The sequence below is a fragment of the Pseudomonas sp. NFACC56-3 genome (assembly GCF_900100025.1).
Lineage (GTDB): Bacteria > Pseudomonadota > Gammaproteobacteria > Pseudomonadales > Pseudomonadaceae > Aquipseudomonas > Aquipseudomonas fluorescens_AA.
Genome location: NZ_FMTK01000006.1, coordinates 136,686 through 162,797 on the forward strand (window position 1 = coordinate 136,686; position 26,112 = coordinate 162,797).

The window sequence follows — 26,112 nt, forward strand, 5'->3', positions numbered from 1 at the left end:
AAGCCTTGGAAGGAAAAATGCCGGGGAGATTACAGACACAGTGGCAGGGAGCAAAGCCTGGCGCTGGTTTCAGAATCCAGACATACCCATGTGGGAGCGGGCTTGCTTGCGAAGGCGATGTATCAGGCGACATTGGCTGCGACTGATACGCCGCCTTCGCAAGCAAGCCCGCTCCCACAGGTTGGACTGCGTCGTCTGTCCGATCCGTATCACCCCAAAATCGGCTTCGGCGCCGAAGGGTCGGCCAGTTCTTCGGGGATCTTGACGAACACGCTGTACCGGGCCCCCTCCATCGACTCGAAGGCGATGAGCTTTTCCACCAGCGGGCCGCTCAGGACCTTGCCGGCGTTGAGCAGCAGCATGCCGTTGTCGGCGTTGAGGTTGCGCGCCAGGATCATGCCGGCCGCCAACTCCCGGGTGGACATGACCTTCACCGTCGGATCCGACAAGGTCACGTCTTCCAGGTACTCGCCGCAGGCCTTGATGAAATCCTCGACCATGCCCGGGTCGTACAGCTTGCCGGCGTATTTGCGGATGTAGACCAGCGCTTCGTCGCTGTTCATCTGTCGTTCGAGGATCAACCCGCGCTGCAGCTCGATGAAATCCACCGCCAGTTTCAAGAGTCGCGAGCCGAAAGGAATGGCCTCGCCCTTGAGGTGCTCGGGGAAACCGCTGCCGTCCCAGCGCTCCTGGTGATGGCGGATGATCCGGGCCGCGTCCTTCATCGGGTCCAGGGTCATCAGCAGCGATTCGCTCTGCTTCGGATAGGCCCGATAGAGATCGAGTTCATTGTGGTGCAGCAAGTCGGCGGGCGTGACCATCATATTGTCGGTCCAGCTCAGCTTGCCGATGTTGTAGAGCGCCGCGGCCATGGTCAGGTCGCGGTCGGTGGACTCATCGAGGAAATGCAGTCGGCTGTAGACCCTGATCAACTCAATGATCTGCCGGTTGGTCTGCTTGGCCTTGGGCAGGCGCAGGTTGGCGATCAGCGAAAACACCTCGGTGCTGGTCACATAACTGCGCTTGAGCTCGTCGTAGGCCAGGTCGAGCATGTCGGCGGTCTGCTGCAGCTCGGAGGTGCGCGACGCCACGCGTTTTTCCAGGGTGGCGTTCAGGGTCTTGAGTTGCTGGTTCTGCTCGCGGTTCAGCGCTTCGAGGCGCTGGCGCTCGCTTTCGGAATGCTGGTGGGCCAGGGCCTGGCGCAAGGCCTGCACCAGCTCCTCATCGTTCCAGGGTTTGCTGAGGTAGCGATAGAGCTGCCCCTCGTTGATGGCCTTGGTCATCATGTCCACATCGGCATAACCGGTGAGCAGGATGCGCAACGTCGATGGGTACAGCTTGCGGATCTCGGCCAACAGCGTGGCGCCATCCATGTTCGGCATGCGCGCGTCGGTCATCACCAGGTCGACGGGCCGCTCCTTGAGCATCTCCAGGGCCTTGGCGCCGCTGTCGGCCAGCAGGATCTCGTACGGCTGGCTGCGCAATAGCCGACGCAGGCTATTGAGAATCGACTCTTCGTCATCGACCAGCAGCACCACCGGCTTCTTTACCGGAACGTCCGGCGATTGATCTTCCATTTGAAACCCCCTCCTGTTCACGACAACCGTTCTACTAGCCCCGAAATACAGCCTAGTAGATTGCGAAAATTTAGACACATTTGCCATCAGTGGCCGAGCGCATCGCGATGAGGCGACTATGCTCTACCCCATGAAGGGCCATGTACAGGCCGAATACTCATGCCAGTGAAAGGGATATCAGATGTTCCCAGGGTTCTATAGTCAGCATCAAAGTGGTGCACGGCCATGAGCCTGCCTTTGGATAAAACCAATCGGCGGATCCTCATCGTCGACGACACCCCGACCATCCATGAGGATTTTCGCAAGATCCTCAGCCCCCAGATGAACGCCGAAGACAACCTGAGCAGCGCCGAAGAGGCTCTGTTCGGGGCGCCGGTGGCCGTTGCCGCCATGAGTTTCGTCCTCGATTCGGCGTTCCAGGGCATGGAAGCGTTGAACAAGGTCGAGACGGCGCTGGCCCAAGGGCAGCCCTTCGCCATGGCGTTCATCGACATGCGCATGCCGCCGGGCTGGGACGGCCTGGAAACCATCGAACGGCTGTGGCGCGCCGACCCCAAGCTGCAAGTGGCCCTGTGCACCGCGTATTCGGATTATTCCTGGGAAGATATTTCCGAGCGCCTCGAACTGGGCGACCGCCTGCTCATCCTGAAAAAACCCTTCGACGCCATCGAGATCCGCCAGATGGCCAGCGCCTTGACCGTCAAATGGCAGATGACCGAGGACGCGGCGCTGAAAATGGACATGCTCGAACGGGCGGTCGAGGAACGCACCCGTGAGTTGGCCGACGCCAACATCATCGTGCAGAACAGCCCGACCATTCTCTATCGCCTGCGGGGCGAGCCGCCGTTCGCGTTGATGTACATTTCCCATAACATCACCAAGTTCGGCCATTCCGCGGCGCAACTGATCGACGCGCCGGACTGGGCGCAAACCCTGATCCACCCCGACGACCAGGGCAAAGTCCAGGAGGCCATGGTCCGCGTCCTCGACCGTGACACTGCCGGGGCCTCCATCGAGTTTCGCATGCGCACTGGCGACGACACGTTCCGCTGGGTGGAGAACCGCTACATTCCGGTGCGCAACGACCAGGGCCTGTTGCTGGAAGTGGAAGGCATCATCCTGGATATCACCGAGCGCAAGCTGGCCGAAGAGAAGATCGCCCTGCTCGCCCGCACCGACGGCCTGACCGGGCTGGCCAACCGCGCCACCATGATCGAGCGCCTGCACCAGGCCTTCGCCGCCGCTCGTCGGGGAGCGGCGCCGTTCGCCATGTTCTACCTGGACCTGGATCACTTCAAACGCATCAACGACACCTTGGGCCATCCCATCGGTGATCTGCTGTTGCAGGAAGTCGCCGCCCGCATCAAGTCCTGTACCCGGGAAAACGATGTGGTGGCACGCCTGGGCGGCGACGAATTCGCCCTGCTGCAACTGGACGTCCATGAAGCGACCCACTGCGCCGCGCTGGCGGGCAAGATCCGTGATGCGCTGGTGGCGCCGTACTCCCTGGACGGCAACGACATACGGATCTCGGTGAGCATCGGCATCGCCCTGTACACCCCACAAAGCCTGAGTGCCGACAGCCTGATGGCGCAATCCGACATGGCCCTGTACCGCTCCAAGGAAAAGGGACGCAACCAGTATCACTTCCACAACGAGGAAATTAACCAGGAAGTCACCGACCGGGTCGCCCTGGCCAACGATCTGCGCCAAGCCATCGAAAACCAGGAACTGCACCTGCACTACCTGCCCGAAGTCGACCTCGGCTCCGGCAAGATCCTCGGCATGGGCGTGCAGGTGCGCTGGAACCACCCCCAACGGGGCTGGCTGGAACCGGAGGCCTTCATGCCAGCGGCCGAGAAGACCGGGATCATCATTGGCCTGGGACATTGGGTGCTGGACCAGGCCTGCCAACAGATGCGCCAATGGCGCGACCAGGGCATGGCCCCGCCGGTGATCGCCATCGACCTGTCCCTGACCCAGCTCAAGACCGGCCCGGAACTGATCTACGACGTGCTGCGCACCACCGCGCGCTGGGAGCTGGCACCCTGGGACCTGCGTTTCGACGTCACCGAAGCCACCCTGGCCCAGACCAAGTGGACCCACAACGACGTGCTGCCGCGCCTCTGCGAACTGGGCGTGCAGATCGCCATCGATGACTTCGGCACCGAATATTCCTCCTTCGATTACCTCAAGACCTACCGGGTCAATCACCTCAAGCTCGCCCAGCGCTTTCTCGACAGCGCCAACGCCGACCCCGAGAACGCGACGACGTTGCGGGCGATCATCAATTTCGCCAGGGACGTGGGCATCGGGATCATTGCCGAGGGCGTCGAGACCCAGGAGCAACGCACCACACTGATGTCCAGCGGCGGCGCGATGCAGGCCCAGGGGCATTACTTCAGCACCGTGGTCGACAGCGGCCAGGCCGCCGAACTGCTCAAGGCCGGCACGATCATTCCCGCGACAGACCACTGGACCCGACCAGCGAGCCAGCTATCGGAGAACAATCCATGAACCCCATGTCGGTGCCTGCCAACCGGCGGATCCTGGTGGTGGACGACACGCCGGCGATCCACCAGGACTTTCGCAAGATCCTCAGCCCCAGCGGCGGCGGCGATGACTCGCTGAACGACACCGAAAGCCTGCTGTTCGGCACCCCGCAGGTCAACCGGCTGCAATTTCAGATCGACTCGGCCTACCAGGGCGAGGAGGCACTGGAACTGGTCAAGCGCGCCCAGGCCGAAGGCCAGCCCTATGCGCTGGTGTTCGCCGACATGCGCATGCCACCGGGCTGGGATGGCCTGCAAACCATCGAAGAACTGTGGAAAGCCGACCCACGCCTGCAAATCGCCCTGTGCACGGCCTTCTCGGATTATTCCTGGGAAACCATGTCCGAACGGATCGAGTTCGATGATCAATTGCTGATTCTCAAGAAACCGTTCGACACCTTGGAAATCCGCCAGATGGCCAGCGCCATGACCTGGAAATGGCAGCTGGCCCAGGACGCGGCGAGAAAAATGCGCAGCCTGGAACGCACGATCGAAGAGCGCGTCCAGGAATTGCTCAAGGTGTCCCACCTGCTGCAATACGACGTACTCACCGAGCTGCCCAACAGCATGTTGCTCGGCGACCGCCTGACCCAGGCCATGGCCCAGTGCCGTCGGCACGACCGGCAACTGGCGGTGATGTTCATCGGCCTGGACCGCTTCAAGCGCATCAACAACGCGCTGGGCCATCCGGTGGGCGACGAGATGCTCAAGCGCGTGGCCCGGGCGCTGGCGAGCGTGGTGCGTGAGTCCGATTCGGTGTTCCGCTACGGTTCCGATGAATTCGTGGTGATCATGGGGGACCTCGCCGAGGCGCAGCAAACCAAAGGCGTGGCCGAAAAACTGCTGGCGGCCATCAGCACCCCGCAGCCCATCGACGGCCATGACCTGAGCGTCACCGCGAGCCTGGGCATCAGCGTGTATCCGAGCGACGGGTTCGACGCCGTGGCGCTGATCAAGAAAGCCGAGACGGCGATGCGCAACGTCAAGGAGACCGGCCCCAACGACTACCGTTTCTTCACCGAGGACATGAACCGCCGGGCACGGCAGCAACAGACCATCGAATCGGGCCTGCGCCTGGCCCTGCAACGCAAGGAATTCGTGCTGCATTACCAGCCCAAGCTCGACCTCAAGAACGGCAAGGTGGTCGGTGTCGAGGCATTGGTGCGCTGGAACAGGCCGGAACATGGCCTGGTCTACCCGGGGGACTTCATTCCGGTGGCCGAGGACAGTGGCTTGATCGTTCCGCTGAGCCAATGGGTACTCCAGGAAGCCTGCCAGCAGGCCTGCCGTTGGCAAGCCCAAGGCATGCGGCCGCTGTGCCTGTCGGTGAACATCTCGGCCATCGATTTTCGCCAGCGCGGCTTCGTCGAAGGCATCGCCCGCACCCTCAAGGAAACCGGCCTGGACCCGACACAGTTAGAACTGGAGATCACCGAAAGCGTACTGATGCAGAACATCGATACCACGGTCGCCATCCTCAAGGCCATCAAGCAACAGGGGATACGCCTGGCCATCGACGATTTCGGCACCGGCTATTCGAGCCTGAGCTATTTGCAGAAATTTCCGGTGGATGTGCTGAAGATCGACCAGTCGTTCGTCGGTGACCTGAGCATCGACAGCAATGACGCCAAGCTGGTGAGCACTATCATCAGCCTGGGCAAGAGCCTGAATCTGCACATCATCGCCGAAGGGGTGGAAACCCTTGAACAGCTTGAATTTCTCAAGAAGCACCAATGCGAGGAAGCCCAGGGTTACTACTTCAGCAAGGCCGTCGAACCGCAGGCCTTTGCCGATTGGATGACCGAGTGGGAAAAACGCCAGAACCCGTTCTCGTGAACAGCTGAGTCCTCAACCAAAAGTTTCAAGGAAAACATCCCATGGCGTCACATGGACTGATTCTGGCCCTCGGCCTGCTCGTGGGAGCAAGCGTAACCGCTCACGCCGCCCCCCTGGATGAACCCCTCAAGCCCCTGCCACCGGTGCCGGCCCTGGACCCCAAGCGCGTCCAGCTGGGGCTGCGGCTGTTCAATGACCCACGGCTGTCGGTCAACAACACCCTGTCCTGCGCCAGTTGCCATCGCCTGGACAAGGGCGGCGCCGACGACAAGCCGTTTTCCCTGGGCTTCGACGGCAAGCCGGTGGAGGTCAATACACCTACCGTATTCAACGCCGGCCTGAACTTCCACCAGTTCTGGGATGGCCGCGTCGATACGTTGGAAGAACAGGTCCACGAGGTCGTGACCAACCCGGTGGAAATGGGCAGCACCTGGGAATCGGTGGTCAAGCGCATCGCCGAAGACCCCGGCTATGCCAAGGACTTCAAGGACGCCTACCCCGACGGCGTGACCAAGCCCAATATCCAGAGCGCCCTGGCCGACTACGAACGCACCTTGCAAACGCCCAATTCGCGTTTCGACCAGTACCTGCTGGGCAATACCGACGCCCTCACGCCCCGGGAAAAGTTCGGTTACCAGCGGTTCAAGGAGTACGGCTGCATCGCTTGCCACCAGGGCGTGAACATCGGCGGCAACATGTTCCAGAAATTCGGCATCATGGGTGACTACATCGGCGACCGGGGCAACCCGACCCGGGCCGACGAAGGACGCTTCAACATCACTGGCGATGAAGCGGACCGCCAAGTCTTCAAGGTACCCAGTCTGCGCAACGTGGCCGTCACCGCGCCGTATTTCCATGATGGGTCGGCGATGACGCTGGAGCACGCGGTGGAGGTGATGTTCAAGTACCAACTGGGTCGTGAGCCCCTCAAGAACGATACGACACTGATCGTCGAGTTCCTCAAGACCCTGACCGGTGAATCGGAGGGCAAGCCCCTATGACCACTCTGCGCCGCCTCGGTCTTGCCTTCATCGGCCTGTTACTGGCTTCGGTCCTGCTGTTCATGTATGTCAATTCGGGGGCCCAGCAGGCCGCCTCGTACATTGAATCCCGGGACCTGATCCGCCTGCTCAAGCAACAGGACGCCATCTGGGACAACGAAGTCCTCAAGTCGCGAATCGCCCTGACCCACAACTATGACCCGCTGGTCTCCCCCCTGCACGAAATGGCACGCCTGTGGCAGCGCCTGGACGCCATCGAATCGGAACCGGGGCGCCACGGGCCGTCGCTCTGGGACGCCCAGCGCGACGAATACCTCAAGTTGGTCAAGGAAAAAACCCGTCTGATAGAACAGTTCAAGTCCCATAACGCGGTGTTGCGTAACTCCCTGGCCTTTCTGCCCACCGGCGAGGACGACATCCAAGGCCAGTTCGCCCGGCTGCCCGACACGTACAAACTGGCGTTGCAGAACGTTGCCATCGACACTTACGATCTGTTGCTCAGCAGTATGGAGTTCGCCCAGGTCAGCTCCCCGGAGATCGCAGCCGAGGTCCTGCTGGGTTTGAACCAGTTGGATGTCAACAAGGAGCGCCTGCCTGAGGGGTTGCTCAACTCCATCGAAGTCCTGCGCAGGCACATCGGGGTGATCCTGCGCGAACAACCCAAGGTGAATGAGTTATTGCTGGGCATCGGAGCGATCCCCGTGGCCGATCGCCTGGACACCATCAGCCACCTGCTCGAGACGGACCAGGAAAAAGCCGCCGCCCAGTACGAGCGCAACCACATTTACCTATTGGTGTTCGCCACGTTCCTGGTCTTGATATTGATCTGGCTGGCGATCCGGTTGATACGCAGCTTCGCCGAAATCAATCGGGTCAACAACGCCCTGCAAACCGCCAATGATGAGCTGGAACAACGGGTCGAGGAGCGTACCCGCCAGCTCAAGGACACCCAGAGCGAGTTGATGGACACCGCCCGCCAGGCCGGCATGGCGGAAATCGCCACCAACGTGTTGCACAACGTCGGCAACGTCCTCAACAGCGTGAACATCTCCGCCGACCTGGTCAGCCGCAAACTGCGCAGCAGCAAGGCCCTGGGGCTGGGCAAGGCGATGCAACTGATCAACGAACACGCCGATGACCTCGGGCACTTCCTCACCGAGGACGCCAAGGGCAAGCTGCTGCCCGGCTACCTCAACCAACTGGTCGAGGCCATCGCGTCGGAGCAGCAGAGCCTGACCGATGAACTGGCCCAATTGAGCAAGAGCGTGGACCACATCAAGGACATCGTCTCCACCCAGCAATCCTACGCCGGGGCCAGCAGCCTGCAGGAACCTTTGGTGGTCAGCGAACTGCTCGAAGACGCTTTGCGCATGAACTCCGGCGCCCTGACCCGCCATCATGTTACGGTGATCAAGGAATACGGCGACGTGCCGCGGATCATGGGCGACAAGCACCGCTTGCTGCTGATCCTGATCAACCTGATCAGCAATGCCAAGTACGCCATGGCCGGGGTGTCCAACGATGCGCGGAACATGACCCTCAAGGCCGCCGTCGTCGATGGCCAGACCCTGCAAATCAGCGTCAAGGACGAAGGCGAAGGCATCCCGGAGGAAAACATGACGCGCATCTTCGCCCATGGTTTTACCACGCGTAAGGAAGGCCATGGCTTTGGCCTGCACAGCTGCGCATTGGCGGCCATCGAAATGAACGGCCACCTCACCGCCCACAGTGAGGGGCCAGGCAAAGGGGCGACATTCCAATTGCAGGTGCCCCTGAAACTTGCAGAAGGTGAACCATGAACAGCCTGAGTAACCGCCGCATCCTGTTGATCGACGATACACCCGCCATTCATGAAGATTTCCGCAAGATCCTCACCCCGGAGGATGACGGCAACACGGATTTGCAGGACATGGAAAGCGCGCTGTTTGGCGAAGCGCCGAAACCTGCCACCACCGTGTTCGAACTCGACTCGGCCTACGGTGGGCAGGAAGGCCTGAACAAATTGCTGGAGGCCATGGCCAAGGAGCGTCCCTATGCCCTGGCCTTTGTCGACATGCGCATGCCCGAAGGCTGGGACGGCGCCAAGACCATCGAAGAACTCTGGAAGCGCGACCCGCAGTTGCAGGTGGTGGTTTGCACCGCCTATTCGGATTATTCCTGGGATGAATTGCTCGACCGTCTGAACGGCCACGACCGCTTGCTGATCCTGAAGAAGCCGTTCGACAACATCGAAGTCCAGCAGATGGCCAACACCCTGACCACCAAATGGGAAATGACCTCGCGCGCGCAATTGAAAATGAACAAGCTCAAAGACCTGGTAGAACAACGCACCCAGGCTTTCAAACAGGCCAGCGAGCTGCTGCAGATGGAGATCGACGAACGCAAGATGCTGGAAACCCAGTTGGTGCAATCGGAAAAGCTCGCCTCGCTGGGCCAGTTGGCGGCCGGGGTGGCCCACGAGATCAACAACCCGATCGGCTTCATTTCTTCCAACCTGGGGGCGCTGGACGGCTACTTCGGCAAACTCCAGGAAATGCTCACGGCCTACGGCAGCGCCGAGGAGGCCATCGCCTCGCCGGAGCTGGTGGTGAACTTGAGAAAGCTGCGCGAACAGGTAGAGCTGGATTTCCTGGTCGAGGACATCCCCCTGCTGATCAAGGAATCCAAGGATGGCATTGGCCGGGTCGGGCAGATCGTCAAGGACCTGAAGGATTTCTCCCGCGTTGATTCCAGCCAGGAATGGCAGATGGCCAATTTGCAGCAGGGCATGGATTCGACGTTGAACATCGTCGCCAATGAAATCAAGTACAAGGCCGACGTGGTCAAGGAATACACACCCTTGCCGGAGGTGGAATGCCTGCCATCGCAGATCAACCAGGTGATCATGAACCTGATCGTCAACGCCGCCCAGGCCATCGGCCCCGAACGCGGCACCATCACCCTGCGCAACGGAGTCGGTGAAGAAACCGTCTGGATCGAAGTGGCGGACAACGGCTCGGGCATTCCCCCCGAGACCCTGCAGAAAATCTTCGACCCGTTCTTCACCACCAAACCCATCGGCCAGGGCACGGGGCTCGGGCTGTCGTTGTCCTACGGCATCGTGAAAAAACACAACGGCGAGATCACCGTACGCAGCGAAGTCGGCGTCGGCACCACCTTCCGCGTGGAATTGCCGTTGCGGCAGATGAAGCAGGCGAGCTGAGCCACCCCGGCGGTTCAAACGGTGGAAGCAAGCTCCCTCACCACAACTGCCGAGCGTCGCCGCCAATCCAATTGTGGGAGCGAGCTTGCTCGCGATAGCGATAGCGATAGGCCAGTCAATGCAGGTGTCGAGCGGACGACTGCCATCGCGAGCAAGCTCGCTCCCACAGGTTTTTCTGGCGTTCGTTACTCCAGCCAACATACAGCCCCTGTGGCAAGCTCCCTCACCACAACTGCCGAGCGTCGCCGCCAATCCAATTGTGGGAGCGAGCTTGCTCGCGATAGCGGTAGGCCGGCTGCTTCGCAGCCCAGCGGGAGCAAGCACCCTCGCCACAAGCTGAATTCCAAGCTAATGTCTCGCCAATCGCTCCCCCCAAGGAAACCGTATGAGCCTGTCTCTGCTGAGTCGTTACGCCTTCTTTGCTGGCTGTGTCATCTTCACCCTCGCCAGCCTGCCATTCCTGCAACACGACTGGCTCTGGCCCATTGCGCTGGTGACCGGGCTGTTGAGCCTGTTGGGAGTGTTCGACTTGCTGCAAAGCCGCCATGCCGTACGGCGCAATTACCCGATCCTGGGCAACATCCGCTATCTGGTCGAAGGCATCCGCCCGGAGATCCGCCAGTACCTGCTCGAATCCGACAGCGATGCCCTGCCCTTCTCCCGGGCCCAACGCTCGCTGGTGTATTCCCGGGCCAAGAACGAAAGCGCCGACAAGCCGTTCGGCACCTTGATCGACGTGTACCAGACCGGCTTCGAATTCATCGGCCATTCCATGCGCCCGGCCCCGCTGAGCGACCCCAGCGGTTTTCGCGTGATCGTCGGCGGCCCGCAGTGCACCCAGCCGTACTCAGCATCGGTGTTCAACATCTCGGCCATGAGCTTCGGCTCCCTGAGCGCCAATGCCATCCGGGCGTTGAACCAGGGGGCGAAGCTAGGCAACTTCGCCCATGACACCGGTGAAGGCAGCATCAGCCCCTACCACCGCGAACACGGTGGCGACCTGACCTGGGAACTGGGCAGTGGCTATTTTGGCTGTCGCACCAGCGACGGGCGCTTCGACCCCGAGCGCTTCGCCGCCCAGGCACAGAACCCGCAGGTGCGGATGATCGAAATCAAGATGAGCCAGGGCGCCAAACCCGGCCACGGCGGGATCCTGCCCAAGCACAAGGTCACCCGGGAAATCGCCGAGACCCGTGGCATCCTCATGGGCGAGGATTGCGTGTCCCCATCACGTCACAGCGCGTTTTCCACCCCCATCGAACTGATGCAATTCGTCCAGCAACTGCGTGAGCTGTCCGGGGGCAAACCGGTGGGCTTCAAATTCTGCCTGGGCCATCCCTGGGAATTCATGGGCATCGCCAAGGCCATGCTGGAAACCGGGATCCTGCCCGACTTCATCGTAGTGGACGGCAAGGAAGGCGGCACGGGCGCGGCGCCCGTGGAATTCACCGATCACATCGGCGTGCCGCTGCGCGAGGGCCTGCTGTTCGTGCACAACACCCTGGTGGGCCTGAACCTGCGGGACAAGATCAAGCTCGGCGCCAGTGGCAAGATCGTCAGCGCCTTCGACATCGCCAGCGTCCTGGCCATCGGCGCCGACTGGGCCAACGCCGCGCGCGGCTTCATGTTCGCCATCGGCTGCATCCAGTCCCAAAGCTGCCACACCAACAAATGCCCCACCGGCGTCGCCACCCAGGACACCTTGCGCCAGCGCGCCCTGGTCGTCCCGGACAAGGCCCAGCGGGTCTACAACTTCCACCGCAACACCCTCAAGGCCCTGGCCGAAATGCTCGCCGCCGCCGGGCTCGAACACCCGTCGCAATTGCAGCCCAAGCATTTGGTACGGCGGATGTCGGCCACCGAGGTCAAGTTGTTCTCTGAGTTGCACGTGTTTCTGAAGCCGGGGGAATTGCTGACCGGTGAGGTCAATGGGGCGTTTTATTCGCGGATGTGGCAGATGGCGCGGGCGGACAGTTTTGAGCCTTTGGAAGCGGGGGCTGCGTAACCGTGAACGGAGGGCCCGAAAGCCTCGAATGACCGAGGTGTCGGCGCTCCCCACCTGTCAACTCTGACAGTAGACGGCTATGTCCCTTCAATTGAACATCCCTTCAGAGTTCAATTGCAGGGACGATACTATGTTGACGCGCCGCGATCTGGTGAGCATCACATCACTTTGTGCAGCATTGGCCTCGTTGCCTCTGCCTATCTCGGTATTGGCCAGCGACGTGAAGCCCGACACCCCGCTCCCCTTCAGCTTTGACACACTGATCCAGCTCGCCGAAGCAACGGCGCTCAAGCCCTACGTCAAGTCGACCGCTGTCCCCGAGCACCTGCTGGCGAACATCGATTACGAGGTGCTGGGCAAGGTTCGATTTGACAGCGCACGTGCGCTTTTTGCCAACGGGCCCGGCCAGTACCCCGTCACCTTCTTCCATATGGGAAAATTCTTTCGCACCCCGGTCAAAATGCATGTCGTCACCGACGGCATCGCCCATGACATCCCTTATGACAAAACGCTCTTCGATATGCCCGCCGACAGCCCGGCCCAGGCACTCGCGCCCAATAGCGGCTTTGCCGGTTTGCGCCTCCAGGAAAGCCGGCTGGGCAAGCAGAAGAATCTCGACTGGAAGCAGAACGATTGGGTGGCATTTCTCGGCGCCTCCTATTTTCGAGCCATAGGAGAACAGTACCAATACGGCCTTTCTGCGCGGGGGATCGCATTGAACGTCGCACAAGCGGGTATGGCCGAAGAGTTTCCCACCTTCACCGATTTCTGGATCGAGACACCCGCCGACAATCGCCAGCCGAGCATGACCCTGTACGCACTGCTCGACGGTCCCAGCCTGTGTGGTGCCTATCGCTTCGTGATCAACCGCACCAAAGGGGTGATCATGGACATCGAAACGGCCCTGTTCCTGCGTCAGAACGTCGATCGCTTCGGCATCGCCCCGCTGACCTCCATGTACTGGTTTAGCGAAGCGGCCAAGCGTACCGCGGTCGACTGGCGCCCAGAAATCCACGACTCCGATGGCCTGGCGTTATGGACCGGGACGGGTGAGCATATCTGGCGCCCGCTCAACAATCCTCCGCGCACCATGGCGTCGGCGTTTTCGGACAAGCAACCGCGAGGTTTCGGGCTCCTGCAGCGCGACCGCAATTTCGATCACTACCTGGACGGCGTGAATTATCAGCGTCGCCCCAGTTTGTGGGTCGAGCCGCTCGGAGACTGGGGGGAAGGCAGCGTCCAACTGGTGGAAATTCCCACTGACGATGAAATCCACGACAACATCGTCGCGATGTGGGTACCCAAGGAACCCGCCGAGGCAGGTCATCAATACCGGTTGAAATATCGCCTGCACTGGCTGGCCGACGAGCCCTATCCCTCCGATCTGGCACGTTGTGTAGCGACACGGCTAGGGAACGGAGGCCAACCTGGCCAGCCACGTCCCAAGGGTGTGCGTAAATTTGTCGTGGAGTTCGCGGGCGCTCCGCTGAAAAAGCTGCCCTTCGGCGTGAAACCCGATGCCGTGCTCTGGGCTTCCAGGGGAACGTTTTCAAACGTGTTCACCGAACCCGTGCCGGATGACGAGGCGGGCCATTGGCGTGCTCAGTTCGATCTGAATGTCGAAGGTGGCGACCCTGTGGAAATGCGCCTGTACCTGGGTCTGCAGAGCGAAACGCTCTCAGAGACGTGGCTTTATCAATATCACCCGTTCGAGCCGTCATAAGCTGCGGTGACGCAGCCAGTGCTCACCTGACGTGCATACGAAGGGTCTGACACCATGAATCTGATGCGCCTTGCCACAGCCGTCCTGCTCGGTACGCTGGCTGCGTTGCTCTGGCTCGAGTCTACGACCGACGCCGATGGCGGCTTGGTCAGGCATAAAAACGCCTTTATAGAACAGTTGATCGGGCGGATGACCCTCGAAGAGAAAGCCGGTCAGCTGACTCAAATGGGTATGCAACCCACCCCCACCGGCCCGGTGGTGGATAACAAAAGTTCGCGCCCCCTTGCCCTCACTGATGTCGGTTCTGTGCTGGGCGTGTATGGCGCCGAGGACACCCGAAAACTGCAACGCGAAGCCGTCGAAGGCTCGCGCTTGCATATCCCACTGCTGTTCTCCTTCGATGTGATCCACGGCTTCCGAACCCTCTTCCCCGTGCCGCTGGCCGAGGCATCGGCCTGGGACCCTGACTTATCACGACGCACCGCAAGGGCCGCCGCCGCCGAAGCAACGGCAGCAGGCGTACACTGGACCTACGCGCCTATGGTGGACATTGCGAGAGATCCCCGCTGGGGCCGGGTGGTAGAAGGCGCCGGGGAAGACCCGTTTCTGGGTGCGGCGCTGGCCGCTTCACGCGTCCGCGGTTTTCGTGGCGACGGAGCTCCCGACACCTCGAAGATGCTCTCTACCGCGAAACATTTCGTCGGTTACGGTGCGGCCGAAGGGGGGCGCGACTACAACACCTCTGATATGTCCGAACGCACACTGGAGGAAGTTTATCTCACTCCATTTCGTGCAGCCGTGCAGGCCGGCGTCGATGCGATCATGCCCGGATTCAACGAAGTAAATGGCGTACCGATGCATGCTAATCAATCGTTGCTTAAGGATAAGTTACGCAACGACTGGGGGTTTCAGGGAGTTATCGTCAGTGATTACAGTGGCATTCACGAACTGATTCTGCACGGTATCGCATCGACGTCCCGAACCGCCACGTTGCGGGCATTCGACGCGACGGTCGATATTGATATGGTGGGCGGCGACTACGCTAGCGAGCTACCGACATTGGTGCGCAACGGTCAACTTTCAGAACGCCAACTGAACGATGCAGTACGACGAATCCTCCTGGTCAAGCAGCGGCTGGGGTTGTTCGAGGATCCCTATCGCTACAGCGATCAGGCGCGTGAACGGGCGTTGCTGCTGACCCTCCCCACCCGTGCGCTGGCCCGGGAAGCCGCGCAAAAATCCATCGTTCTATTGAAAAACGACCACTCGCTGCTGCCGCTGTCCAAGCAACTGCGCAAGCTTGTCGTAGTCGGAGCCTTGGCGAACGATGCGCCATCCACATTGGGCCCCTGGTCAGGCGTGGGGCGGGCCGAAGAGTCGATCACCGTGCTGGAAGGCATAAAACGCGCCGTAGCATCCACAACCCAGATCGTCTACCGACCTGGAGCCTCCCCCGACGACACCAACCTTGTGGATATCGACCAGATCCAGCGCGACGCCAGGGACGCCGATGCGGTGGTTGCCGTACTCGGCGAAACAGCACAGATGAGTGGCGAAGCCCGCAGCCGCGCCTCCCTTGGCTTGCCTGGCGCGCAGAACGCACTGCTCGCTCAGTTGCTCGAAACCGGCAAACCGTTGGTGGTCATCCTGATGAATGGCCGCCCACTGGCCATACCCTCCCTCGACGAACAGGTACCGGCAATCCTCGAAACCTGGTTTCTGGGTTCGGAAATGGGCCATGCGGTAGCCGATGTGCTATTTGGCGATTTCAATCCCAGCGGCAAACTTCCCATCACCTTTCCACGCTCGGTCGGACAGATCCCTCTTTACCAGGGTCACAAGAACACCGGTCGACCACCGAGCAAAACCAGTGTCTTTTCGTCCAAGTACATGGACGAACCCTGGACCCCGCTCTACCCGTTTGGTCATGGCTTGAGCTACACCACCTTCACCTATGGAACGCCAACCCTCAGTAGGCAGCGCCTGGCCTTCGACGAAACGCTGACGGTACAGGTGACGGTCCGCAACAGCGGTCAACGAGCAGGTGACGAAACAGTTCAGTTGTATTTGCGCCAGAACACCGCAAGCGTGACGCGCCCCGTGCGGACATTGCGTGGTTTTTCCAAGGTTCGACTGGCGCCCGGCGAATCGAAGACCGTCGAGTTTTTACTCGATCAGGACGACTTCGCGTTGCTGGGCACCGATTATCTGCGACTTGTCGAATCCGGGACATTCACTGTTTTCGTCGGGGGTAGCTCCACCACGGACAATCAGGCCAGTTTCGAGGTGACCAAAGGCGCCCAACTGATGGGGCGTGGCTCGGCCATTCCGCGGTGGTTACGCGACGATACGCCCGTGCGTTAAGTCTTCACTGCCGCTCGAAACGACCAAACCACATATCAGGTGCCGAAGCGTTATGCCTTGAGAGCGTCGTGCGCCCCAACCGGACAGTCTGCACATCCGCACGCCTGAACTCATCCAAGGGCTCATCGACTTCATCGCTCGAACCCGGCCGATGAAAAGATACTTGCGAGACATCGGCATTATCAGCGGCAACGTACATGGAACGGACAGCGGCGAAAGGCCTGTCCAGAGTCGATGGCCGGTTATGGGAATAATCCAGCACGGCACGTTGCTGATTGATTTCGACTATTTTCATGCTGCCGTGAGAGCCGTCTCGATAGTCGAGCTCAAACGTCCAGGTTGCCGGTACGAACTCAACCTTTGCCAAATCGACTACAGGTCGAAGAGCCTCTTCGATCGGGCCAACGAGAAAAGACGTGCCATATGCGCCCGTTTTGAGATGAGGTGCCGCAAGCGGCTTGAGACGCCAATACCCATCCGTGGGGTAAAATACCAGGAACTCCTCGGGAGCTTGTTCCGGCCGGTGCTTGTCTTTAAGGAACACCTGAACCAGATGCACGGTGCCTTGTTGCTCGCCCAGGACATTGACATCGACGGATTGAGCACGCCAGAAACGCTCCAGCGTAATCCCGTTGACCAGGAGCTCATCCGATTCCCAAAGCACCCTGCGCCAGGGGGTGAAGGTAAATACCGGGTCCTGTGCATTGGCGCTTCCATCGAAAGAGCAACCGGAAAAATCCGGGGCCGACCGATCTGATCCCAGCGAGTCGATGTAGGCCGGATGCAACGCTTCGATTCGGAACGTCTGGATGGCGTTTCCGACCAGTTTCACATAAACGTTGTCCTCCTCCGCACAGCCCGTCGGATACGTAGCGTTGATGACTGTTACCCAATCATCGCCACTGCGTATCGTCGCACATCCGATCAACAGCGCAGCGAAGACAATCCCCCATGCTATCCGCTTCAGGGTCTTTTCCGGTGCACGGGTTAAAGCGCAAAACGGCTGGCCTAATGAGAAATACATCGGGAGTTACCGTGATTTCGGAAGTATCCCCCGACCATAACCCGCATGATTTGAACGACGCTACTGTCAAACCTGACAGTAGCGTTGCCGCTACAGGGCCTGACGGACCGGAGCTATGAAACCGAACCCACCGCGCCCTGCCCCTCCCCCGTCGGCTGCAACTTGAAGGCATAAAACAACACAGTCAGCAACACCAGAAACGCCGGCCCCACATACAACGCCACGCGGGTATCCGGGAAGTACGCCATCAACCCCACCACCAGCACCAGGAACGCCAGGGCCAAGTACGAGCTGACCGGGTACAGCCACATGCGGTACTTCAAGGCCGCACGCTCGGAAGCGCTCAGGCCTCGGCGGAATTTGAGCTGGGCCAGCAGGATCATCACCCAGGTCCAGATCGCGCCGAAGGTGGCAATGGAGGTCACCCAGACGAAGACCTTTTCCGGCACCAGGTAATTGAGCAACACGCCCAGCAGCAGCGCGGCGATGGACAGCAGCAATGCGCGACGCGGCACGCCGTTGGTCGAGGTCTTGGCGAAACCGGCCGGGGCCTGGCCGTTCTGCGCCAGGCTGTAGAGCATCCGCCCGGTGCTGAAGATGCCGCCGTTGCAGGACGACAGTGCGGCGGTGATCACCACGAAATTGATGATGCCGGCGGCGGTCTTGATGCCCAGGCGCTCGAAGGTCATCACGAACGGGCTGCCCTGGGTGCCGATCTCGTTCCACGGGTAGATCGACAGGATCACGAACAGCGCGCCGACGTAGAACAGCAGGATCCGCCAGAACACCGAACCGATGGCGTTGGGGATGGTTTTCTGTGGGTTCTTCGCTTCACCGGCGGTCAGGCCGATCATCTCCACACCCAGGTAGGCGAACATGACCATTTGCAGGGACATCAACACGCCGGACACGCCGTTGGGCATGAAGCCGCCGTGGGCCCAGAGGTTGGAAATGCCCAGGGCTACACCGTCGTTGCCGAAGCCAAAGGCGATGATGCCGACGCCACCGATGACCATGGCGATGATGGTGACGATCTTGATCAGCGCGAACCAGAATTCGAATTCGCCGAAGGCCTTGACCGCGATCAGGTTGATCGAGCCCATGCTGACCAGTGCCGCCAAGGCCCAGATCCAGCGGGGCACATCGGGGAACCAGATGCCCATGTACACCGCCACGGCGGTGATCTCCGCCACACAGGTCACCAGCCACAGGAACCAGTAGTTCCAACCGGTCAGGAAACCTGCCAGTGGGCCGAGGTAATCCTGGGCATAGCGGCTGAACGAACCGGCCACCGGGTTGTGCACGGCCATTTCACCGAGGGCGCGCATAATCACCAGGATCGCCAGGCCGCCAATGATGTAGGACAGCATGATCGCCGGGCCGGCCATTTCGATGGCCTTGGCCGAACCGAGGAACAGCCCGACACCGATGCAGGCGCCAAGCGCCATCAGGCGGATATGCCGCTCGCCGAGTTCACGTTTGAGCGGACCGCCCTGAGCGGTCTCGCCATGGGGCAGATGATTGCCGACAGGCATAGGGATAACCTCGTCTTGTTATTGGATTAGCCACCGAGTGTCCAAAGCCGCAGGCCGGTAAGCCTGCCGCCTTGCCGAAACCGGGTCTGTCTTGTGGGCAGACCGTCCTGTGGAACGACAACCTCAGGATCAGCGGGTCATGCAGTATAAAAAGCCAGGGATAGAAAGATTCACTGTAAAACCAGGGAAATTCAGGGATAAGCCTGCGCCAGAATCGACTTTTAGAGAGGTGTTGTCTGGGATTCAGACCTCTCGGAAACGCCGCCGAGTATTGCACAGTGATGGTGCAGCGTCATGTTTTGGCATGGGGCGATGGCTCTAGTGCAAAGCTTTCAGACATCACGTCCCTCACCGAGCCACACTGTGTCCCACAGTGGATAATTGCCAATGCGATCCACCAAACCTGCACGAAGCGGATTGGCAATGATGTAGCGTGCGCAAGGCCGTAGGTCCTCGTTGTCCCGGATCGCGCGATCATGGAAGCCGCTTTGCCAGAACGCGCCTTTTCTGTTCATTGCTCGGTTGATTGTGAGCGTGCTGCGGGATTTGACCATCTGCATCACATGGGGGAGCTGAGCCTGCTCTAGCTGCACCAACCAATGCAGGTGATCCGGCATCACAACCCAGGCCAGCGAATTGACCTGGCCTCGCTCATGGGCCAAGCGCATTTCTGCCACCAATAAGCGGCCCAACTGCCAGTTCTTGAAGATAGGTATGCGTCGGTGAACGACCGTAGTGACGAGGTAACCTCGCCCCGGTTCCGAAGAGCGTCCGCGACGCAAGCAATGGGAGTTTGGGCGTGGAGGATGCATGCTTTGGCTTCCTGTGGTTGGGAGACCTACTTACGGTAGCCTCTCCCACGACGATCCGACGCGATGATGGTTGAGCGACTTTTCCGAAAACGACGTAGTACCCGTGGCGAGGGAGCTTGCTCCCGCTGGGGGGCGAAGCCGCCCTCGCTTTTTCAACTGCTGAAAACACTTCAACCATGCCACCGTTGCGTCTGCTGCGCAGCCGAGCGGGAGCAAGCTCCCTCGCCACAAAAGCCTGTCAGACCATCCCCCCCCCAAACACCCGGGCATTTCTTCACTCCAGGCAGGCAGTCCCCATCCTGAAGGCATACCGACCGTGGCGAGGGAGCTTGCTCCCGCTGGGGGGCGAAGCCGCCCTCGCTTTTCAACCGCTGAAAACGCTTCAGCCCATGCCACCGTTGCGTCTGCTGCGCAGCCGAGCGGGAGCAAGCTCCCTCGCCACAAAAGTTCCTCAGCCAATGGCCTCTCACAAGTGTTCGTGTATGGGCTTGCCCACAATTTCCCCTCCCCCACGCCAACCACCGTCTAAGCTTCAAGCAAGTCCGATCAATCTGCTTAATGGATCAGTCGACTATGGGCGCTTTGTGGCAAACCGATTCAAATGAACCTGTGGTCCCGACTGAACGTATGGAAGAAGCGCCTTTACCTCAAAAAAAACGCCGCGCACGACATGGCTGGCGGGCATTCTGGTTGTTGTTGCTGATTATCGTGGTGGTGGTCGGCCTCGCAGTGACCAAGGAAATGCGCACGTCGCGGTTTCAGGCCCGGGAGCTCAGCCAGTATGCCGCGTCCCTGAGTTACTCGGTGCAGCCGGGGCCCAGCGATGCCATCGTCTACCCTGGCGCAGGCCCGTTCGACCGGCGCTTGGGCTACAGCGCGCTGGGGGAGTTCCTGCCGCGGCTGCTCAAGCGTGACTACGTTATCCAGGCACAGGCGCGGTTTTCGCCGGCGTTGATGGACTACGTCGAAAAAGGCCTGTTCGTACCCTACGCGGAAAAGATCCAGGCTGGACTGACCATCACCGACTGCCGCGCCGCGCCGGTCTATCAGTTCAAGTACCCGCAACAGCTGTACGCGAACTTCGAAGCGATCCCGCCCGTGGTGGTGCAGAGCCTGTTGTTCATCGAGAACCGTTTTCTGCTCGACCCCAAGCAACCCTTGGCCAACCCGGCCGTGGACTGGCCGCGCTTCGGCATGGCGGCCTGGTCGCAAGTCGCCAAGCTGTTGAGCCTGCCGGGGCAATCCGCCGGGGGCAGCACCTTGGCCACGCAACTGGAGAAATACCGTCACTCGCCTGAGGGCCTGACCGTGTCCGGCGCGGAGAAAATCCGCCAGATGATTTCCGCCAGCGTGCGCGCTTACCAGGGCGGCCCGCAAACCCTCGAGGCGCGGCAGCGGATCATTCGTGACTACCTCAACAGCGTGCCGCTTTCCGCCGTGCCGGGGCATGGTGAAGTCCATGGCATGGCCGAAGGCTTGCGGGTCTGGTATGGCGCCGACTTCAATCGGGCCAATGAGCGCTTGGCCAGCACCGCGACCGATCCCCAGAGCCTGGCGGAAAAAGGCCTAGCCCTGCGCGAGATGCTGTCGCTGATGATCGCCCAGCGCCGGCCGTCCCATTACCTGTCCAAGGGTCACGATGAACTGGCGCGCCTGACCGATAGCCACATCCGCCTGCTGGCACAGAACGGCGTGATCGACGCGGCGCTGGCCGAGGCGGCCCTGGCGAGCAAGGTCAGCTATCGCGACTGGGTCCAGGACCCGACCGTGCAGCCCAACGAAACCAACAAAGGCATCAGCGCCGCCCGCAGTCGCCTCGCCACCCTGCTCAACCGTCCGCTGTACGACCTCGATCGCCTCGACCTGTCCGCCACCAGCACCTTGCAAAGCGATTTGCAGGCCCAGGCCACCGACTACCTCAAGCGCTTGGCCGACCCGGCCTTCGCGACCGAGATCGGCCTGATGGGAGAACGCCTGCTGACCCCCACCAGCACCACCCAGGTGCGCTACAGCTTCACCCTGCTGGAACTGACCCCCGATGGCTCGCGCGTGCGGGTGCAGACCGACAGCACCGACCAGCCTTTCGACATCAATGAAGGCAGCAAGCTGGAACTGGGCTCCACCGCCAAGTTGCGGGTGCTCACCACCTACCTGCAGATCATCGCCGAACTGCACGACCGTTATGCCCAGCAGACCCCAGCGGCGTTGAAGAAAACCGAAGTCGCCGAGCAGGACCGCCTCTCCCGCTGGGCCGTCGACTACCTGATCCAGAACACCGACCGCAGCCTGCCGACGATGCTCGAGGCCGCGCTGGACCGGACCTACTCGGCCAGCCCTGGCGAAGCCTTTTTTACCGGCGGCGGGCTGCACACCTTCCACAACTTCCGCAACGAGGACAACGGTCGCAACCCGACGTTGCGCGACGCCCTGCGGGAGTCGATCAACCTGCCGTTCATCCGTCTGATGCGCGACCTGGTGCGCTACGCCACCTATGCCGGGCCCAACAACAGTTCCGAACTGCTCAAGGACGACAAGGACCCGCGCCGCCAGGAATACCTGGCCCAATTCGCCGACCGCGAAGGCACCTCGTTCCTGCTCAGGTTCTGGAAGAAATACCAGAAAAAGGACACCGGCCAGCGCCTGGAAACATTCCTCGACGGCATGCGCCCCACCGCTATCCGCCTGGCCGCCGTGCACCGCTATTTCTTTCCCAACGACAGCCAGGAGAGCTTCAACCGCTTCGTGCGCGCCCATTTGAAGTCAGCCAAGAGCGCCGAAAAACTCACCGACGAACGCCTCGAACGGCTCTACCAAAGCTATGGCCCCGGCGCCTATGACCTGCCGGACCAGGGCTTCATCGCCAAGGTCCACCCGCTGGACCTGTGGTTGATGGGTTACCTGCTGAACAACCCCGACGCCAAGTTCAGCCAGATCGTCAAGGCCAGCCAGTTCGAGCGCCAGGAAGTCTACGCCTGGCTGTTCAAGAGCCGACACAAGAGCGCCCGCGACAGTCGCATCCGCACCATGCTGGAAATCGAAGCCTTTCTGGATATCCATCAGCGCTGGCAGAAAGTCGGCTATCCGTTCGATCACCTGGTGCCGTCCCTGGCCACCGCCATCGGCAGCTCCGGTGACCGCCCGGCTGCGCTTGCCGAACTGGTGGGCACCATTCTCAACGATGGCATCCGCCAACCGGCGTTGCGGGTGGACAGCCTCGACTTTGCCATCGACACGCCTTACGAGACACGGCTGGTGAGCAACCCGGACAATGGCAAGCGCGTGATGCCCGTGGAAGTGGCCCGGGCCTTGCGCGGGGCACTGTCCCAGGTGGTGGATGCCGGCACCGCGAAACGCGTGGCCGGCAGTTTCAAGCTGGCCGACGGCACGCCGCTGGCCATGGGCGGCAAGACCGGCACCGGTGACAACCGCATCGAAGCGGTCGGCTCCGGCGGACGAGTGATCAGTTCCAAATCGATCAACCGCACCGCCACCTTCGTGTTCTATATCGGCGACAGTCATTTCGGCACCCTCACCGCCTATGTACCGGGCGCGTCGGCGCAGAACTTCAAGTTCACCTCGGCCTTGCCGGTACAAGTACTCAAGGGCATGGCGCCGTTTCTCTCGCCCTACCTGCAACCGGGAAGCCATACCCAGTGCAAGCCGTTGGTGGCGCGTCAATGAGTCACGGCAAGTTGGGGCAGGTACCTGTGGCGAGGGGATTTATCCCCGCTGGGCTGCGCAGCAGCCCCTAAAAAAGCACGCCATTAACCTGATCCACCGTGGTGTCGGCTTTCAGGGCTGCTGCGCAGCCCAACGGGGATAAATCCCCTCGCCACAAAGATCAGGGGTTGCCCTCAGATCAGGAATTAACCCGAGGCACCGCGTCGAAGATCACAGTGATATGCCCCGTGAACAAACCGGACAACATGGGAGAAACCGGGAGAGGGACGAAGATGCGCATCTCAGCCGTCATGCCTGGCGTGGACGTAGCGTCATCCACCACTTCCTTAGGCACTTTTTCCAACCAAACGTTGTTGAACATGGTGACAGTGTGGATTCCATAAGTACCGTTGAACAACCAGGAATTCCCTTCAATGTAGGCATGAACCGAACCGTCGGTGTTTTTCACATCGAAGATCTGACGCACTGGGGACAACATTCTGTTCACAGGATTGAAATGCATGACTTCGTCCTTACCGAAGTCTGGATTGCGTGGCTGTACATGAAACTGCTTGTTCGGGATGTTCGCGCTGATATGGATCGATGAGCGCGCGTCATCGCCAGCCCACGCCAGCGAAGAACCCAGGGCCACAATGCCCAGGGCAGCGATGAATACAAATTTTTCGAACACGGTTAAACCTTTTTTTTATCGTTATGGAAGTGCGGGAGCGTTGTCTGCATCCCGCCGTTACACGCATTCCAAAATCAGGGGTTGATTCGAGGCACTGCGTCGAAAATCACCGTGAAGTCAGCGTTGTACATGCCAGGAGAGAGTGGACGAGTAGGCTGGTTCGCAACAACGACACGCATTTCAGCCTGGGTACCCGGTGTGGACGTGGCATCGTCCACGACCTCCTGAGGTCGGTCGTCCAGAAGTACTCCGTTGAATATAGCCCTCAGGGACACGATATCCACACCGTTGGTTAAATGAATGGCACCTGTCTGGTTGGCATTCTCGAGGTAGGCGTGGACCGAACCGTCGGTGTTCTTCACATCATAGGTATGGCGCAACGAGGTGAGTTTGTAAGTCACCGGGTTGTAATACATGTATTCATCCTTGCCGAACTCCGGATCCCGTGGCTGCACATGGAATTGCTGGGTCGGGATGTTCGCTTCGATGTGAATGGATGAACGTGCGTCGTCGGCGCCCAGTACCAGGGACGGACTAAGGGCGGCAGCGCCCAGGGTAATAACGGATAGAACTTTCTTGAACATGCTTGATACCTTTTTGTAGTAATAAACCGCGCAGGAGCAAACTTTGCTCCCACCTTCATTGACCCAACACACACCCCGTGGCGAGGGAGCTTGCCCCCGCTCTTTTCCTGAAACACCGCGTTCTTCGGATACGTTGCGTCTGCTACGCAGCCGAGCGGGAGCAAGCTCCCTCGCCACAGGGATCGGTGCTGGTTCAAATGATCTTCGCCACAGGGTTTTGTGTTGTTTCGATGATTTTTATTGGGTGTTACGGCGCGGTAGCGTCGAACACCATGTGCACCGTGCCGTAGTAGTCACCCGGCTTGTAATCGTCAGAAGGTTTGATCGCGGCGATTTCCAGTGGCACCTGGCGCCCCGGCCTGGCATCGATGGCGGTGACCACCTGGGCCGAGTCCAGGGTCAATTCGACGCCGTTGAATTTCACCCGCAGATCGATGCGATCACGCCCATTGGACAGGTACGCCTCCTCCCCGAGGCGCGCGCCGATGGAGCCGTTGCTGTTCTTCACCTGATAGGTGGCCCGCAACGGGCTGAGCTCGCCGGTGATGGTGCTGAAGGGCAAGCGCTGTTCGCGCTGGACCAGTTGCGGGTCAAGGGGTACCACATGAAAGTCAGCCGTCGGGATGGTCACGTAGACTTCGAAAGTCTCCCGCTCGACCGCGCCCCAGGCCGGAACCCAGGGCAACGTGAGCGCAGTCAGAGCAAGGGGGCGCAGCAGTGTCTTGAACATATCTGTATACCTGTGGCGTCTACGACGGTTCGGCGACGGCAGCCGTCAGCCTTTGATCTCGACGTTTTTCTTCTCGCTGCCTTCGATCAGGGTGAAGCGATATTCCCGCCCCGCTTCCTTGTCGAAGGAGAACGTACGGCCGGCCATCACGTGGTGCTTGGTGGTGGGTCGGCATTCGTTGTCTTTCTTGGCCTCGCAGTCCTTGAACTCATCGATCACTACCACGCTGTTGCCCTTGTTACGCAGCAGATAGCGGTTGGGGCTGTCCTCGATCACCGACTCGAAACGGGTTTCCTTGGGCCGCACGAAAAACACTGTGCCGTAGCCCGCCAGGACCTTGACCCCAGCGCCCACACGCTCCTTTTTATACTGCTCGCGCTCTTCCTTGCTGACGGCAAACTCGTCTTCGGCCTCCGGCACCACCGGCACGAAGCGCACGCGGAAGTAGCGTTCCTTGTCGCGGTTGCCCATGAACAACAACCGCGTGCCCTGGACACCGTTGGCCGGCACGATCAGCCGCGCCGGGCTGGCCATCAGGCCATCCTTGGCCTGGGCACTGTCCTGGTTTTTCAGCGGCACTTCCTGGTAGGTGCCGTCCTCGTTATAGATAATCTCCAGGATGTTGACCTTGACGAACGCCGTAGACGTGCCGCCGTTGAATATCCGTTTCATGTAGGTGGTCTTGTTGCTGTCCAGATAGTCGTAGACCACCCCTACCCCAATCTGCGGACCGGCCTGGGCCACGCCGCAAAACAGAGAAAAACCAACCCATGCCAATAAATGTTTCATCGCTTTTAGAACCTCATGCATTTGACG

The 26,112-nt window shown here is 60.4% G+C and carries 17 protein-coding genes; 9 read left to right on the forward strand and 8 right to left on the reverse strand.

Annotated elements, in window-relative coordinates; translation table 11 throughout:
* Positions 1–209: 209 nt before the first annotated feature.
* Positions 210–1,577, reverse strand: a complete 1,368-nt coding sequence (locus tag BLO80_RS11435; protein WP_092332329.1) for a response regulator c-di-GMP phosphodiesterase, NosR family — start codon at positions 1,575–1,577, stop codon at positions 210–212.
* 225 nt (positions 1,578–1,802) lie between these two features.
* Between BLO80_RS11435 and BLO80_RS11440 the strand changes: the two genes are divergently transcribed.
* The 8 genes from BLO80_RS11440 to bglX all read left to right on the forward strand — a co-directional run bounded on the left by BLO80_RS11440 (position 1,803) and on the right by bglX (position 16,260).
* Complete coding sequence (locus BLO80_RS11440) at positions 1,803–4,094, forward strand: GGDEF/EAL domain-containing response regulator (RefSeq protein WP_092332327.1); 2,292 nt, start codon at positions 1,803–1,805, stop codon at positions 4,092–4,094.
* Positions 4,091–5,965: a GGDEF/EAL domain-containing response regulator gene (locus tag BLO80_RS11445; RefSeq protein WP_092332324.1), complete on the forward strand. Its 1,875-nt coding sequence runs from the start codon at positions 4,091–4,093 to the stop codon at positions 5,963–5,965. Before BLO80_RS11440 ends, BLO80_RS11445 begins: the two co-directional genes overlap by 4 nt.
* 41 nt (positions 5,966–6,006) lie before the next feature.
* Positions 6,007–6,966, forward strand: coding sequence for a cytochrome-c peroxidase (locus BLO80_RS11450; protein WP_092332322.1), 960 nt, complete (start codon positions 6,007–6,009; stop codon positions 6,964–6,966).
* The gene (locus BLO80_RS11455; RefSeq protein WP_092332319.1) at positions 6,963–8,765 is read left to right on the forward strand and encodes a DAHL domain-containing protein; all 1,803 of its coding nucleotides are present in this window, start codon (positions 6,963–6,965) and stop codon (positions 8,763–8,765) included. The genes BLO80_RS11450 and BLO80_RS11455 overlap by 4 nt, the downstream gene beginning before the upstream one ends.
* Entirely contained in the window at positions 8,762–10,168 is a 1,407-nt protein-coding gene (locus BLO80_RS11460) for an ATP-binding protein (protein WP_092332317.1), read from the forward strand. Before BLO80_RS11455 ends, BLO80_RS11460 begins: the two co-directional genes overlap by 4 nt.
* Positions 10,169–10,553: 385 nt before the next feature.
* Positions 10,554–12,173 carry an FMN-binding glutamate synthase family protein gene (locus tag BLO80_RS11465; RefSeq protein ID WP_092332314.1) on the forward strand — a complete coding sequence of 540 codons (1,620 nt, stop codon included), beginning with the start codon at positions 10,554–10,556 and terminating at the stop codon, positions 12,171–12,173.
* Positions 12,174–12,303: 130 nt separating this feature from the next.
* Complete coding sequence (locus tag BLO80_RS11470) at positions 12,304–13,896, forward strand: OpgD/OpgG family glucan biosynthesis protein (protein ID WP_092332312.1); 1,593 nt, start codon at positions 12,304–12,306, stop codon at positions 13,894–13,896.
* Between the two features lie 54 nt (positions 13,897–13,950).
* Positions 13,951–16,260 carry a beta-glucosidase BglX gene (bglX, locus tag BLO80_RS11475; protein WP_092332309.1) on the forward strand — a complete coding sequence of 770 codons (2,310 nt, stop codon included), beginning with the start codon at positions 13,951–13,953 and terminating at the stop codon, positions 16,258–16,260.
* A gap of 4 nt (positions 16,261–16,264) precedes the next feature.
* Here bglX and BLO80_RS11480 read toward each other — a convergent pair whose 3' ends face one another.
* From BLO80_RS11480 to BLO80_RS11490, 3 genes are all read right to left on the reverse strand, one after another.
* Entirely contained in the window at positions 16,265–17,284 is a 1,020-nt protein-coding gene (locus tag BLO80_RS11480; RefSeq protein WP_092332306.1) for a hypothetical protein, read from the reverse strand.
* Between the two features lie 113 nt (positions 17,285–17,397).
* Positions 17,398–18,819 carry an amino acid permease gene (locus BLO80_RS11485; protein WP_092332304.1) on the reverse strand — a complete coding sequence of 474 codons (1,422 nt, stop codon included), beginning with the start codon at positions 18,817–18,819 and terminating at the stop codon, positions 17,398–17,400.
* Positions 18,820–19,151: 332 nt separating this feature from the next.
* Entirely contained in the window at positions 19,152–19,631 is a 480-nt protein-coding gene (locus tag BLO80_RS11490) for an REP-associated tyrosine transposase (protein ID WP_092332301.1), read from the reverse strand.
* 573 nt (positions 19,632–20,204) lie between these two features.
* On the opposite strand from BLO80_RS11490, the gene BLO80_RS11495 reads away from it, so the two are divergent.
* Positions 20,205–23,312, forward strand: coding sequence for a transglycosylase domain-containing protein (locus tag BLO80_RS11495; RefSeq protein ID WP_092332298.1), 3,108 nt, complete (start codon positions 20,205–20,207; stop codon positions 23,310–23,312).
* Positions 23,313–23,490: 178 nt separating this feature from the next.
* Here BLO80_RS11495 and BLO80_RS11500 read toward each other — a convergent pair whose 3' ends face one another.
* From BLO80_RS11500 to BLO80_RS11515, 4 genes are all read right to left on the reverse strand, one after another.
* On the reverse strand, positions 23,491–23,982 hold the full coding sequence (locus BLO80_RS11500) for an adhesin (RefSeq protein WP_092332296.1): 492 nt from the start codon (positions 23,980–23,982) through the stop codon (positions 23,491–23,493).
* Positions 23,983–24,056: 74 nt separating this feature from the next.
* A complete protein-coding gene (locus BLO80_RS11505) occupies positions 24,057–24,566 on the reverse strand; it encodes a CS1 type fimbrial major subunit (protein ID WP_092332293.1) in 510 nt (169 codons plus the stop codon).
* Positions 24,567–24,813: 247 nt separating this feature from the next.
* Positions 24,814–25,296 carry a CS1 type fimbrial major subunit gene (locus BLO80_RS11510; RefSeq protein WP_092332291.1) on the reverse strand — a complete coding sequence of 161 codons (483 nt, stop codon included), beginning with the start codon at positions 25,294–25,296 and terminating at the stop codon, positions 24,814–24,816.
* Between the two features lie 45 nt (positions 25,297–25,341).
* The gene (locus BLO80_RS11515) at positions 25,342–26,085 is read right to left on the reverse strand and encodes a molecular chaperone (RefSeq protein WP_175459488.1); all 744 of its coding nucleotides are present in this window, start codon (positions 26,083–26,085) and stop codon (positions 25,342–25,344) included.
* Positions 26,086–26,112: the final 27 nt, after the last annotated feature.

Excerpts from the sequence above, each read along its gene's own strand:
- BLO80_RS11485 (WP_092332304.1), bottom strand. The coding sequence starts at position 18,819 with ATGCCTGTCGGCAATCATCTGCCCCATGGCGAGACCGCTCAGGGCGGT.
- BLO80_RS11490 (WP_092332301.1), bottom strand. The coding sequence starts at position 19,631 with ATGCATCCTCCACGCCCAAACTCCCATTGCTTGCGTCGCGGACGCTCT.
- bglX (WP_092332309.1), top strand. The coding sequence starts at position 13,951 with ATGAATCTGATGCGCCTTGCCACAGCCGTCCTGCTCGGTACGCTGGCT.
- BLO80_RS11435 (WP_092332329.1), bottom strand. The coding sequence starts at position 1,577 with ATGGAAGATCAATCGCCGGACGTTCCGGTAAAGAAGCCGGTGGTGCTG.
- BLO80_RS11510 (WP_092332291.1), bottom strand. The coding sequence starts at position 25,296 with ATGTTCAAGACACTGCTGCGCCCCCTTGCTCTGACTGCGCTCACGTTG.
- BLO80_RS11450 (WP_092332322.1), top strand. The coding sequence starts at position 6,007 with ATGGCGTCACATGGACTGATTCTGGCCCTCGGCCTGCTCGTGGGAGCA.
- BLO80_RS11460 (WP_092332317.1), top strand. The coding sequence starts at position 8,762 with ATGAACAGCCTGAGTAACCGCCGCATCCTGTTGATCGACGATACACCC.
- BLO80_RS11440 (WP_092332327.1), top strand. The coding sequence starts at position 1,803 with ATGAGCCTGCCTTTGGATAAAACCAATCGGCGGATCCTCATCGTCGAC.
- BLO80_RS11455 (WP_092332319.1), top strand. The coding sequence starts at position 6,963 with ATGACCACTCTGCGCCGCCTCGGTCTTGCCTTCATCGGCCTGTTACTG.
- BLO80_RS11470 (WP_092332312.1), top strand. The coding sequence starts at position 12,304 with ATGTTGACGCGCCGCGATCTGGTGAGCATCACATCACTTTGTGCAGCA.
- BLO80_RS11515 (WP_175459488.1), bottom strand. The coding sequence starts at position 26,085 with ATGAAACATTTATTGGCATGGGTTGGTTTTTCTCTGTTTTGCGGCGTG.
- BLO80_RS11505 (WP_092332293.1), bottom strand. The coding sequence starts at position 24,566 with ATGTTCAAGAAAGTTCTATCCGTTATTACCCTGGGCGCTGCCGCCCTT.
- BLO80_RS11465 (WP_092332314.1), top strand. The coding sequence starts at position 10,554 with ATGAGCCTGTCTCTGCTGAGTCGTTACGCCTTCTTTGCTGGCTGTGTC.
- BLO80_RS11445 (WP_092332324.1), top strand. The coding sequence starts at position 4,091 with ATGAACCCCATGTCGGTGCCTGCCAACCGGCGGATCCTGGTGGTGGAC.
- BLO80_RS11480 (WP_092332306.1), bottom strand. The coding sequence starts at position 17,284 with ATGTATTTCTCATTAGGCCAGCCGTTTTGCGCTTTAACCCGTGCACCG.
- BLO80_RS11495 (WP_092332298.1), top strand. The coding sequence starts at position 20,205 with ATGGGCGCTTTGTGGCAAACCGATTCAAATGAACCTGTGGTCCCGACT.